This is a genomic window from Clostridium acidisoli DSM 12555 (assembly GCF_900176305.1).
GTDB classification, from domain to species: domain Bacteria; phylum Bacillota; class Clostridia; order Clostridiales; family Clostridiaceae; genus Clostridium_I; species Clostridium_I acidisoli.
This window is the reverse complement of sequence record NZ_FWXH01000002.1, coordinates 72,374-85,979: the sequence shown is the minus strand read 5'-3', so window position 1 is coordinate 85,979 and position 13,606 is coordinate 72,374. Positions and strand designations below refer to the sequence as shown.

14 protein-coding genes are annotated in these 13,606 nt (G+C 28.2%); 2 read left to right on the top strand and 12 right to left on the bottom strand.

Annotated features, from left to right (window positions below; translation table 11 throughout):
* Window positions 1-53 precede the first annotated feature (53 nt).
* From B8978_RS00410 to B8978_RS00370, 10 genes are all read right to left on the bottom strand, one after another.
* Window positions 54-338 carry a hypothetical protein gene (locus B8978_RS00410; RefSeq protein WP_139795935.1) on the bottom strand — a complete coding sequence of 95 codons (285 nt, stop codon included), beginning with the start codon at window positions 336-338 and terminating at the stop codon, window positions 54-56.
* Window positions 331-468 carry an AAA family ATPase gene (locus tag B8978_RS19360; protein WP_139795934.1) on the bottom strand — a complete coding sequence of 46 codons (138 nt, stop codon included), beginning with the start codon at window positions 466-468 and terminating at the stop codon, window positions 331-333. The genes B8978_RS00410 and B8978_RS19360 overlap by 8 nt, the downstream gene beginning before the upstream one ends.
* 63 nt (window positions 469-531) lie before the next feature.
* The gene (locus tag B8978_RS00405; protein WP_084113306.1) at window positions 532-2,964 is read right to left on the bottom strand and encodes a S24 family peptidase; all 2,433 of its coding nucleotides are present in this window, start codon (window positions 2,962-2,964) and stop codon (window positions 532-534) included.
* A 256-nt stretch (window positions 2,965-3,220) separates the two neighbouring features.
* Window positions 3,221-3,532: a nucleoside triphosphate pyrophosphohydrolase gene (locus B8978_RS00400; RefSeq protein WP_084113305.1), complete on the bottom strand. Its 312-nt coding sequence runs from the start codon at window positions 3,530-3,532 to the stop codon at window positions 3,221-3,223.
* Window positions 3,533-3,572: 40 nt separating this feature from the next.
* Window positions 3,573-4,733 carry an HNH endonuclease domain-containing protein gene (locus tag B8978_RS00395; RefSeq protein ID WP_084113304.1) on the bottom strand — a complete coding sequence of 387 codons (1,161 nt, stop codon included), beginning with the start codon at window positions 4,731-4,733 and terminating at the stop codon, window positions 3,573-3,575.
* 51 nt (window positions 4,734-4,784) lie between these two features.
* Window positions 4,785-5,471 (bottom strand): CPBP family intramembrane glutamic endopeptidase, encoded by a 687-nt coding sequence (locus B8978_RS00390; protein WP_084113303.1) that lies wholly within the window; start codon window positions 5,469-5,471, stop codon window positions 4,785-4,787.
* A 79-nt stretch (window positions 5,472-5,550) separates the two neighbouring features.
* On the bottom strand, window positions 5,551-5,898 hold the full coding sequence (locus B8978_RS00385) for an arsenate reductase family protein (RefSeq protein ID WP_084113302.1): 348 nt from the start codon (window positions 5,896-5,898) through the stop codon (window positions 5,551-5,553).
* Between the two features lie 178 nt (window positions 5,899-6,076).
* On the bottom strand, window positions 6,077-6,769 hold the full coding sequence (locus B8978_RS00380) for a GNAT family N-acetyltransferase (protein WP_084113301.1): 693 nt from the start codon (window positions 6,767-6,769) through the stop codon (window positions 6,077-6,079).
* 58 nt (window positions 6,770-6,827) lie between these two features.
* Window positions 6,828-8,465, bottom strand: coding sequence for an ABC transporter ATP-binding protein (locus tag B8978_RS00375; RefSeq protein WP_084113300.1), 1,638 nt, complete (start codon window positions 8,463-8,465; stop codon window positions 6,828-6,830).
* Between the two features lie 17 nt (window positions 8,466-8,482).
* A complete protein-coding gene (locus B8978_RS00370; protein WP_084113299.1) occupies window positions 8,483-9,133 on the bottom strand; it encodes a hypothetical protein in 651 nt (216 codons plus the stop codon).
* Between the two features lie 340 nt (window positions 9,134-9,473).
* Between B8978_RS00370 and B8978_RS00365 the strand changes: the two genes are divergently transcribed.
* Window positions 9,474-9,824: a hypothetical protein gene (locus tag B8978_RS00365; protein WP_084113298.1), complete on the top strand. Its 351-nt coding sequence runs from the start codon at window positions 9,474-9,476 to the stop codon at window positions 9,822-9,824.
* An 84-nt stretch (window positions 9,825-9,908) separates the two neighbouring features.
* Here the strand turns inward: B8978_RS00365 and mreB are convergent, their stop codons facing one another.
* Together mreB and B8978_RS00355 are read right to left on the bottom strand one after the other, a co-directional pair.
* Window positions 9,909-10,913 carry a rod shape-determining protein gene (mreB, locus tag B8978_RS00360; protein ID WP_084114387.1) on the bottom strand — a complete coding sequence of 335 codons (1,005 nt, stop codon included), beginning with the start codon at window positions 10,911-10,913 and terminating at the stop codon, window positions 9,909-9,911.
* A 192-nt stretch (window positions 10,914-11,105) separates the two neighbouring features.
* A complete protein-coding gene (locus B8978_RS00355) occupies window positions 11,106-12,323 on the bottom strand; it encodes a macrolide family glycosyltransferase (protein ID WP_084113297.1) in 1,218 nt (405 codons plus the stop codon).
* Between the two features lie 345 nt (window positions 12,324-12,668).
* Between B8978_RS00355 and adc the strand changes: the two genes are divergently transcribed.
* Window positions 12,669-13,406 (top strand): acetoacetate decarboxylase, encoded by a 738-nt coding sequence (gene adc / locus B8978_RS00350; RefSeq protein WP_084113296.1) that lies wholly within the window; start codon window positions 12,669-12,671, stop codon window positions 13,404-13,406.
* The last annotated feature ends 200 nt before the right edge of the window (window positions 13,407-13,606 follow it).

The following is a 13,606-nucleotide window of genomic DNA, read 5'->3' as shown; positions in this document are numbered from 1 at the left end:
ATGTTTTAATAATTGATTTATAAAAAATTCTGACTTTCCATCTGCATATTTGCTTAATATTCCATATACTCTATAAAATAAATGGAACTATGTGAACTATCAAGATCCATTATATAGTTCGCAATATTCGATATATCACCGCTATCAATATAATCTACTTGTAGTTTTATAATTAATTCTGGCAAAGCAACCTTTTGCTTTGATTCTGATTCATATTCTATAGGAAACATCATATCCGTTAATCCATTAATTAATTTATCTTCTTTTTTATTTTGCCTATTAGCATATAATGATTTTAAAATATTATACATTTTATCTGACCATATATATTTATTCATATGCATTAAAATCATCTTTTGAAAAATTAAAATTCTTTTCTAATAACATTCTTTTTAAAAGCAAAATAAAAGAAGTTTTACCACTATTATTGGGTCCTGCTAATATAGTTGTATTTTTCTGCAATTCCAACTCAACATCTTAAGTTGCCTAAAATTCTGTATTCTAATTTTTTTAATATACACATTTTGTGAATTACTCCTTCAATATTCCTACAACAACACCAAGTATCTTTGCTTCTTCACTTGTTATTTGTATAGGCTCGTACTTATCGTTTTCTGGAATTAAAAGAACGCTATTACCCATTTTCATAAATCTTTTAAGAGTGGCAGTTTCATTATCAATTGCTGCAGCGACAATATCACGATTTTCAGATGTTTCTTGCTTTTTCAAAACTACTATATTTCCATTATCAATGTTTGCTCCTATCATACTGTCACCTTTTACTCTAAGTGCAAAATATTCATCGTTTGAATTATACCAAGCTTTAGGCATTAAAATTGTTTCATCACTCTTAGAATTCATGTAAATAGGTATTCCAGCGGCTATACTGCTATAAACATTAATAGAACGTAATTCATCTTCTTCAAATTGTTTATTTGAATTATCTATACTTACACTTATGTCATTCTTAAAATCAGGATCACTTGTAATAGTACATTCTTTATTACGCTTTAGATCTATATATTTTTTATTTTCAAGGCTTTGCTTCAGCATGTTTGAATTAAATGCTGGTATATCATTTACAATTTCAAAATCTTTATTTATTATTATACATTCACTTCCATTGGATACTATTCCATACTGACATGTAGCACAATTACTCATATAACTTTTCAACTGTCCTAATCCTGCTGTAATATTCGTACCTTTAGCCTTTAATTCAGCAAAAATATAAGCTGATTTTGTATTACCATTGTAAATGTTAACGCATATATCTACAAATCCAGATTTAGAAAAATTATTAACTTCATACTCTACATCAATTAAATCCTTTGGATAGCCATAATTATCTTCAAGTTCTTTAAGTATCCATTGTCTAACTTTTTCTTCATTTGAATAGAGATCACTTATTTTATCTTTAAAAACATAATCTTCAATTGAAATATAATAATGCTTGTTTAGCTTGCATTTACCATTTATTCTAAGATATTTAGGATGAATTTCATCAATAAATCTTGATGGTTTTGATGAACTGGATAAATAAAGCTTTTCTGTAGCCCTAGTCATTCCAACATATAGAAGTTTTCTTTCTATTGATTCTAGCATTTCTTGTTCGTCATTTTCGGCATAAGAAATATAAGGAATTATACCTTCATTTATACTTATTAAAAACACAACTTTAAATTCTAACCCCTTAATAGAATGCATAGTGAGAAGTTTTATGGTTTCACCTTCAAAATCATCATATGCTGTTCCTATTAAAATACATGGAAGATTTGCATTATCAAAATAATCTTTCATAGCATTAAGTTGATTTTTATTTTTAGCAGCAATAGCTATATCTTTCAATTTATAAGTCTTTAATAGATCTTTTATTTGATTTACAACATATTGGAATTGTTCTTTTTCATTATTAAGTGATTTGTAAACAGGATATTCTCCCTGTCTATCTATAAGGGATGGCTTTACAAAATTATCATCACCAACTACATTAACGTCATTTTCAATCAAACTATATGCAGCTTTGGATATTTGTGTTGTTGTTCTATAACTTTTAGATAAAATATTGCTCTTACCTTTCATATCAAAACCGAGAGAAGAAAAGCTTCTGCCTTTTACTAGCCAAGAATGTGGATAGATACTTTGAGCAGTATCTGCAACAAACATAAAACTTGAATATTCTTTTTCAAGTTGCAGATGTTTTAAGAATTCCAATTGTACTCTTGTTAAATCTTGACTTTCATCAACTATTATGTGAGTATATTTGCTAATTGGTGAATTGCCCACCTTTTTTAAAGCTAAAAGTGCCATATCTTCAAAATCAATATACCCTTCTTTTTTAATTGTTTCAGTATAAAGTTGCATTAAATTAAATATAGCTTCTCTTGTTCTTGAATTTTTAAGTAGTTTTTGTGGCCCATCAATACTTTTCTTAGATGCACGTCCTATTCTATCTGTATTTTGATATTCTTCAAGTTCTAAATAATCACAAGCCTTAATCCAACCTATTTCATCCAACAAAAATTTTGAGTTTTTAACATCCAAAATACTTACATCACTATATTTCTTTTTCAAATCCATTATAGCTTTATTTAACATATTATATCTATTATTACCAACTATAACTTTATAGTTTTTATTATTATCTTTTTTATAATACTCATATATTATTTTATCCAATGTATAAATATCTAACTTGGAATCATCCATATCAAACAAACTTTGATATTCAATTTTGTTTTCCATCTTATCTTTTTCATATATATATTTTATGTATTTAACTAATGTTTTTGTGAAAGTCACCATTAATATTTTATCATCTTTTTCCAAACAATAGTGATTTAATAAAAAAGGTATTCTATTAACCGCAACAGTAGTTTTTCCACTTCCTGCTACACCTCTTATAAGACTATGTCCACTAGGTTTTATTTGAATTATCTTTTTTTGCTCAATATTTAACTGCATATATAAAACTCCTCTCTACAAATGCTGTATCAATAAAAATCATATTATATTAAAATTACTTAATTTACATTATTATCATGACTTTATACATTCCATTTTACCACCATTTGACCATATTTCCCATTATATTTTTTATTATTAAAAAATTTGTATTTATTTGATTTTATAACCATATAACGTGTAATTAAAGACAAAAATGCTAGTATCACTTTTATGATACTAGCATTTAAAGATAAAATAGTAGTCTATATATCTACTAATCCAAAACCTTCTTCAGCACAATCCCTTCCTCAAAGCCCCCTCTCTCATCTTTCTTCTCATCCCTTTTCTTAATCAATTCTTTCTCACTGAAGCCCAAATTCTTAGCAAGTCCAAATAAAACTTCCATTATATCTGCAAGCTCCTCTATATTCTTATCCTCAATAAATTCATTAACTTCTTCTTGAAGTTTATTCTCCAAAAGTTCTGCTTGTTCCCCCTTTGATGCTATTCTAATATCACACTTTTTCCCATCACCCTCTATTATTTGAGGTATTTTATCTCTAACTAATTTATTATAAATTTTCATATTTTATTTCAAACCTTTCTTTAAAATAAATCAAATATATTTATAAAAATACTTTATTAACTACCTGAAATCCTTGATTTAATGCTATTTGATATAATGGTGAAATACATTGCTTTATGTTGTTTGAAAAAACTATTTTTGTGCAATTTTTATAATAGTCATATGGATTATCCACCCTCAATATATTCGCGTATTCTTCAATAATATTTTTTTCTTTTTTATCGCAGGCATATGAAAACGCTTTGTATTGTATATTGCAAAAATCATCAATATATTTATCAAAAGGTAAAAGAATGTTACTTTTAGAACTATTAATATTCTTAAACGTTGGTACAAGATTCCACATCTCATCATGTAGAACAAAGCTCCAAGGAATAAAGTGATCAATACTTAATTTGCCAAAATTATTGTAGTTAGTTTCATTAAATTCTTTACCAGTATAAATGTCTGTGACACTACTAGAAGCAATTATTTTTTTCCAAAGTTTTGTTGGTTCTGATAGTTTTCTATCTTTTGGTGCTTCAAGTTTAAATACTATTGCTGGTACATTTCGATTTCTTTTTTGTAAAAAGCAGACAAGTTTATAATATATCCATGACTTTATTAGTCTATAATTTTCCGTAAGATATTCTCTCCAACAATCATTAATTACTATTTTATCAGTTTTACCTTTGATAATTTTATATAAGCAAATTTCACTTTTTAGTGACGCTTCAATTATTTTTTTATGCCTTAAAGTATCGCTGTCATTCTTACTAAAAATCTCGTTAAAAAATGGTGATAGTAACCTATATGGAACATTATAAGTTAATTCTTTAAGCATTTTTTTAAGTTCCTTATCCTCATTGTTAACAATAAATTCCAACAATTCTTTTTCATTGCAATTAGCTAAGAAACCATAATTAGAGGCTATGTAGTTTATTGGCTTTTTCAAATTGTCACTTGCTCCAAAATTCAACATATACTGCCTATGTGGATACCAAGCATAAACTATCATTCTAGCTATTATTGTTTTAAATTGTATTTCAACATTTCCTAAACCAACTTCCTCTAATATTCCAAGAAGCCAATACATTTTGTAACTTGCAACCACCTTATTATCATCTAATAACATAGAAAAAATATTAGAATTTATTTTACTATTAATAGGAACATAGCTTTGTATTTCTTTACTTGATATTAATTCTTGAGTATATAACATTGCTCAGGACTCTCTTCCATAATTATATTATAATACTTTATTCTCTATGTTTTACCAAAATCCTTCTAATTTTGCAATCATACTTCCATTTGTTCTGTTAAATACCAATGTAATTGCTATAGCATAACCTATAGTTGCTATTAAAAGCACTTTAAATGATGTACCGTACTGAGCTGTACTAGCTATAAAAAATAAAGGTAAGTGCCAACAAGCCCATACAATTCCAATAACTAAACTGGCTTGAAATGGACTTAATTTTCGCTGAAGTCTTGGTAGTAAAAAAACTCTCCATCCAATTTCTTCACCTAAAGGTCCTCCTAGAACTAATTGAAGTATTGCATAAAATAAGATTATAATAGGATTTTTATAAAAATTAATTTTTAGATTATTACCTGAAAAACTACAAATCAAAAATGCAACACAGAATATTGCCGGCATGTAACAAATCGCAATTATATAATATATAGGATTAAACTTCCATTTAGTTAATCGAATTAGTAATTGCTTTAAGCCTTTCCTTTTATATAAGCAGCCTGTAAGAATTATTGACATAGTACTTGGCATAAATAAACCTAACGTAATAAACAATGTTACATACTCATTATGTAAAGATTTATTAATAATTCCTATGTAGGAACTATATAATATCCACCATATACTCCAGCTACATAAGTATGTTATAAATATGAATGATAATATTTCATGTTTTTTAATATGTTCTATAATTTTATTTATCACTTATACTCCCCCTTTTTTCTCTAATCCATATTTGAGCAAAATAAAAGATGTATAAACAAAAAGTTATACATCTTTACCTTCATTCTTCCTTTTCCCATTCCTTCCAAATGTCCATCATAACACCAACTGTAGCTTTCTTTCCATTTCTCACAATTGGTGTTTTATAAAGCTTGGGGTTTTTTAGAAGCAATTCAGCTTTAATTTCTGAACTTCTAATTTGTTCAACATTTAATTTTTTGTATTCCTTTGCCTTAGTATTAATAAGTTCATTAATACCAACAGCTGTTATTATAGTTTGAAGCTCTCTTTTACTTATTTCTTTTACTTCTAAATCTATATATTGATACTTTATTTTTCTTTCCTTGAAATAACGCTCTGCTTTTTTTGTGTCAAAGCATTTTTTCACTCCAAATATTTGAATGTTCATTTTAAATTCACCTCTAACACTTTTATCTGATGTTTAGCTGCTGTAACTCTCCTCTTTTATTATTTTCTTTATTTAAAAATATTATCATAATAGCAATAACTATAATCCCAATTAAGGAAAATATCAAACTAATTTTAAAATTACTCTGTGCTAATTTTGAATAATTTATATTATTGTCTCAAAACATCCAACACATTATTTCCTCTGATATACTAAACCCAAGTTTTCTTTGAAGTGCTATTGATTTTTTATTAAAAACTTCAATTTGAGCAAAGGGTACTAAATCTTTTTCAAGCATTTTATTTACCATAAAACTTTCAAGGATAGTTCCATACCCTAAGCATCTGTATTCTGGAAACACTTCTAAAAGCCCCATGCTTCCTTCAAAGTGATTTCCGATAAATCCAGCGAGAACTCCATCTTTATATCCACCAAATAGAGAGCCTTCTTTAATAAGTTCTTCTATTTCACTTCTTGAAAGCTTATCATAGTGTAGTGAAATAATATTAGCATCATCAGCACTCATCTCTTTTATTTCTAAATCATTTTTTACAATAAGCCTGTCCTTTTTCATATATGCAGCTTGAAAACATTGTAATCTCTCGGTAAATTTAAATTTTTTAAATATGTAATCAGCCATAGACTCCTGACAAACGGCTATGCCATTACATTCTTCTAAGCTGTCAATTAGCTGTCTTCCTTTTTCAAAATTGGTTGAAGATATCATATGTAGCTTACTTTTCTGTTCTTTAATGAACACTGTATTTTTATCTGAATATAATATCTCAGCTGTATTTCTGCGTATTGGTTCAATCATACACATGTGTAATATAGGTTTTTTCAATAAGTATTCAAGTGCTGTCTCTTTCATGTTTCCTCCTGAAATCATTTATTATTATATCCTTATAGCAATTTTATTTACTAAGGATTTATTTTATTTCAATAATTCTACTAATAAAGTCCATGCCCTCTAGAAGATGAGAAACTACAATTAATATTCCCTCAAAATCCTTTTTCCTCAAAATTCCTAATATTAAATTTCTTGTTTCAACATCCACATTTGAAATTGGTTCATCCAAAATTATTACATCTTTATTGAAGAGAATAACTCTTATAAAAGCTATAACTTGTGCTTGTCCACCTGAAACTCCAGAAGTGTTTTGAGTTATTTCAGTGTCTAAACCTTTCGGCAATTTATTAATATATTCTTCAATCCCTAAATTTTTTATAAGTATTTTCACATCCTCAAGCTTCTTCTCCGTTTGTCCATATAATATATTATCTAAAACAGTTCCTCTAAATAAAAATATGCTTTGAGAAACAATTCCTATTCTTTCCCGTAAGCTTTTATTGTTAATTAACATTATATCTATATCATTATATAATATTTTCCCTTCTGCTACATTATACAAACCTAGCAATAACTTTATGATTGTAGATTTACCCGAACCGTTTTCCCCTTTTATAAGAACTTTTTCCCCTTTGCTTATTTCAAAATTTATATTGTTAAGCACATTTTTTGTATTGTTTTTATATTTAAAGGTTGCATTTTCAAGTTTTATACTTCTGATTTGTTCATGTAAATATAAGGTTTTTCCAGTATTTTCATCCTCCATATCTAAAAGCTCGTAAAGCCTCTCAATACTTAAACATACTGGTTTTATCATAGTTCCTAGCGTACCTATTCCTTGTACACTACCAAAAACTTTAGCTATATATAATGAAAAAGATGTATAAAGTCCTATTGTAAACTGTCCTTTTAAAATGAGAATTCCTGCAACCAATAACACCAAAAGTGATCCAAAATTATTAATAAAGGTTATATTTCCCATGAATACAATCATGGATTTACTTTGTTTTAAGCTGCTTTTTACAAGCTTAGATAACTTATCATTAAACTTTTTGAGGTGACTAGATTTTCCATTAAGTATCTTTATATCCTCAATACCATTAATTATCTCAAAACATTCTCCATTTAGGGTTGCATTATATTCTAACATTTCTTTTGTATTATTCATGAAGTTGCCCATAGAAAGTTTTGTAGCAAAGAAAAACAATGGTGTCAATATAATTACTACTATGGACAGCTTATAGTTTATAGCAAACATTGTTCCAAGTGCCAGTACTGCATCAGTTAAACTCAAGATTATACTTACATAAGACGGTGAAAATATACTACCAACTGAACTACATTCTGCTATTCTACCCTGAACGTATCCTTTCTCAGTATTAGCAAGATAGCTCATGGGCAGCTCCATAACTTTATCCATCACTGAACACCTAAGATCATTAACTACCAAATTGTTAATTTTAACAAACATATATCTTGAAGCAATAGAAACAACATATGTCAAAATATATAGTATAGCTATTATACCAACATACATATATAGCTGAGAATATCCCTTTTTGCCTATGAGCACCTTGTCCATGATAATTCCTATTATATATGGAATCGGTGTAGAAATAATTGAACCTAACAGCATGCCCATAATTCCAGCTACAAAAATTAATCTGTGCTTTTTTATATAAGGTCTTAACTTTAATATACTACTTAGTTTTCCCATAATATTCTCCTTTGATATTAAATTAACCGTACAAATAGTGGTAGCAATAAAATAAAAGGAATAAATGTTGCTGGAAATCCTTTGTACCATTTCTTTTTATAAATAAAGCAAACTATAATCCAATTTATAGCGCATCCCAAAAATACTAAACATGCACCATAAAATAAATAATAATTACTGTTGCTTATCTTATATAGGCCTGAAAGCAGTATGGTGTAAAATACAAAATCACCTAGTCCTTTAGTTGGTACGATATTATTATTTTTTACTGACTTACTATAGACTATTAATTTTGACATTAAATTTTTATTTGACATAACTTTAGCATTTGAAGTTTTTGACCCAATTTTAGTAAAGCTAATAATATCCACTATTGATATAGCAATACCACACGAAATTATACTTGCTAATGGAATCATTTTACCAATTAAATTTCCAATAAAAAGTACACATATCATACATATCCAACTATTAATCATTAAAGATTCTTTGTTATATGGTTTTTTTATATAAATCACTAAAAATATTACTCCTATTATAAAACTTATGACCATGAAAAATATATTGGATAAATCAATAATAATTACAGATGTTATAATTAATGAGATTATCATTACAATTATAGAATGTATGATTGACTCTACTAATTTTTGTTTTAATTCTGACATATACAGTCACTCCCTTCCAAATTTATTTAACCATATTTTACTAAGTAAATTCAACATTAATATAAAATTCATTGATGGGTTTTTTAAGATTATATTCAATTATTTCCCAGGTAATAAATTCCTCTTACCTATTTACTAAAAGGTCAAATATATTATATTTTTAATAGATGTAAAAGTTTGATATCTAGTTTACATCTATATTAGTTAACATAATCTATGTTATGTCTACACGTAGTCTAACACCATATTCCCCCAAATACGTATAAGGACTTGTATTGAAATTAGTGTTACTACTGGTATATAATTGAATTATTATAGCTGAGATAAGGAGATACACGTTATGAATAAAGAATATACTGGAATTATTGTAGAAGAAAGTCTTGATGATAATAGAATACTGAACTCTTTAGATTTTAAAAATCTTCATATATCCCTTGCTGAAAATCCTTTAGACAGATGGCATATGTATCAGGTTAATGTGTCAAAGGAGGAAATACTTGAACTATCTAAACATATTCTTGAGAATTGGTACATGCACTTTTGGGCGGGCACTGATATTATTGCTGTTTTCAAAGATAAAACCTTCGAGTTTAATTATGATGCTAAGGATACTTGGACTGAAGTTTTAAAATATGGTCATTCCCTTGGAATACCAGAAGAACAATTAGATTTTCCAATTCAAGATCTTTAATATTACTTTGACTATTATATAAAAAAATCAGGCACTTCTAACCATTTTTAGGTTAAAGCCCTGATTTCTAAATTGTGATTTCATTTATCGAATTTTATCTATCATTCCAATACATTTTCCTGCCCCAAGAGCAACACACTCAAGTGGTGCTTCCACAATGTGTGCGGGTATATGAATTTCATTAATTATAAGTTTATCTAAACCCCTTAAAAGTGCGCCTCCACCTGCAAGCATAATTCCATTCTCCATTATATCCGCTGCAAGTTCTGGTTCAGTTTTTTCAAGTGTATTTCTAATTGCTTCTATTAGTAAGGTTATAAGATCCTTTAAAGCTTCTCTTATCTCACTTTCAGTTATATCTATAACCGTTGGCAATCCAGTCATTAAATCTTGGCCTCTTATTTGCATATATTTCTCTTCTTCGTTTTTATCTACATAAGCAGAACCTAGTTCAATCTTAACATTTTCCGCTGTCTTCTCTCCTATTAATAAATTAAACTCTCTTTTTACATAGTTAATAATTGCCTGATCTAATTCATCCCCTGCAATTCGTAAAATTTTACTTGTAACAATTCCTCCAAGAGAAATAACTGCAACTTCAGTGGTTCCTCCACCTATATCAATGATCATATTTCCAACTGGTTCATTTACAGGAAGTCCTGCTCCAATTGCAGCTGCAACAGGTTCTTCAATTAACATAACTTTGCGTGAGCCTGCCTCACTTATCGTATCATTAATGGCTCTTTTCTCAACTTCAGTGATGCCTGAAGGATGACAAATAACTATTTTAGAATTTTTAAAAGAGCTTTTACCGGTAGCCTTTTCAATAAATTTTCTAAGCATTTGTCCAGTTACATCAAAGTTTGCGATTGCCCCACTCTTTAAAGGTTTAATAGTAACAATATTTCCTGGTGTTCTTCCAATCATTTCATTTGCTTCTAACCCAACCGCTAAAACTTTTCCATTAGTAGTGTTCAAAGCTACCACTGAAGGTTCATTTAATAAAATACCTTTTCCTTTTACATATATTAAAGTGTTTGATGTGCCTAAATCGATTCCCATGTCTTTAGACGTTATAAAAAATTTTATCATTTGTTCTCCTCTCAGCTTTACAATATATCTAATTTTAAGTCAGATAATATTGAAGATATTATAGGAAAAGTGAATTTCCATTTTTCATAAAGTCATAAATTTAAATAAAAAGTGACTTGGCACTAGTATATATTTCATTGTTCTATTTTTCAACGTACAAATAATAACTGTGATTCTATAATTTGTTATTTAAGCAGAGATACCACTTTCTTTTTTTAACTTAAAAATCTCTTCAACCGCTTTTTTATAACCTCCAGTTTGTTTAAAAGAATCACTTATTTTTTTAATATTTTCAATGTATTTGGGATCAGATAAAACCTTTTTAACAGAACTTTTTAGTATTTCTGGTGTAAGCTTATCTTTATCAAGAGAGATAGCAGCCCCTAGTTCTGCAGCCCTACCTGCCATATAAGGTTGATCTGCACTTATAGGTATTGCTACAAAAGGTACATTATTATATATTAAGTCACTGGTGCTATTCATACCAGCATGAGTTATTGCTACATCAGTATACTTTAAAATTTTAGATTGAGGTACATAATTTCTTACAATAAAATTGTCTGGTATATCAAATTGAGATAAATCTATATTGTATGCTGCCATAACCACAATTGCATCTGTATTAGCAAAAGTTTTAAAGAAAACGTCATAAATGTTGCTATCAGTATTATTAAACACTGTACCTAGTGAAATATAAATAACCTTTTTACCTTCTAATTTTTCAAATGGAAAATCTATATTTTCTTTTCTATCATATATAGGAGGTCCTATAAATTTAAAGCTATCATCATAATACTCAGTATGTGAAACAAAATATTTAGAGGTATATGCAATATTTATATCACCTTTATTGAAAAATAAATCATACATGTTATTAGGTAGTTCTACATCATACTCTCTTTTTAATTGCTCTGAGACTTTTTTATAGATACCATTAACAGGATGATTTTTTAATGCATTTATATCCATTAATTCTTTTCTTTGCTCAATTAGTTCCTTAGGAGTAGCAAAAACTGCAAAAGAAGCAACTGATGGTATTTTCAATATCTCAGCAATAATCTTTCCGAATGGAAACATGGCACCATAAACAACATAATCAAATTTTAAATCTTTAATCTTGTCCAAAATATCTTTTATGATAACATCACTTGATTTTATTATTTCAGACATGTTATCTAAAAGATTGTCAATGCTCATTTCAGATGTAATCTTTCGTTTTCTCGTTAATGGGTTTTTCTCTTTACTGTAACTTTTAAAATTAGCACCAGCTTTTTCAATTTCATTCTTGAATTCATCTGTGCATAAATAAGTTACACTCTCACCTTGTTTTACTAGTCCGTCTACAATTCCTAAGGTTGGATTAACATGACCATAAGCAGGCATATTTAAGAAAAGTACATTCGACATATTTTCACATCCTAACATTATTTTATACTAATATTTTACTACAATGGGCCATTAAGTCAATATGTAACAATGTTTGTATACGTTTAGATTCAAAATAATTTAACAAAATTTTTTAGAGATTAGTTGCATCAATTATTAAAATGCAGTTTTGGGATATGTACCCTTTAAATTATATTGAACTCAGAGCGATAATTTACTTTATATGTATATTATGCTATATTATTATTGAAAATACTTTAAAAGGTATTTTAAAAAGGATTATGGCAAATCCAAGAACTGATTTGTATCTATCTATTAGAACAGCTCTAAATGCCAAATATAATTAAAATAAGAAGATGAATTTTTATGTTAGAAAGTGAAGTATCTAAACAAATTACAATGCCACTAACTGCTCCAGCATTTCCTAGGGGACCTTATAGATTTCATAATCGTGAATATCTTAATATTGTCTATCGTACAAATGCTGATGCTTTACGTAAGGCCATACCAGAGCCCTTAACTTTTGATGAACCTTTAGTTAGATTTGAAATGATGGCTATGCCTGATGTAAGTGGTCTAGGTTCCTATACTGAATGTGGACAGGTTATTCCAGTGAATTTTAATGGTAAAAAGGGTGATTATTTAAATATGATGTATTTAGATAATCACCCCGCTATTGCTGTTGGAAGGGAGCTTAGTTCATATCCTAAAAAGCTAGGCTATCCAAAATTGTTTGTCGACTCAGACACGTTAGTTGGTACATTAGACTATGGAACACTAAGAGTGTTAACTGCCACTATGGGATATAAACATCAATCTCTAGATATAAATACAGCGCGTAACGAAATTTGTCGCCCTAATTTTATGTTGAAAATTATACCTAATTATGATGGAAGCCCCAGAATTTGCGAACTAGTATGTACACAAATTACAGATATCACCATACATGAGGCATGGACAGGACCAGCAAGATTACAATTATTTGATCATGCTATGGCACCATTTAATGATTTACCTGTAAAAGAAATAATATCTAGCTCTCATATTCTTACGGACTTAACTCTCCCAACTCCTACAGTTGTATATGATTACCTAAAAAAATAGCTAACATATGTTAATCTATAAAATGGGCTGTCGCACTAAAATTAGTGTGGCAGTTTTTTTGCGTAATCAGCGCTACTCATGAACGAGTCAATAAATTTTTTTAAGATACAACTGATATATATAAGAATATTTTTTAATTTATTCTTTATTTGACATTTAAATACAGCAACATTATAATAAACATATATGATGCATAGTAC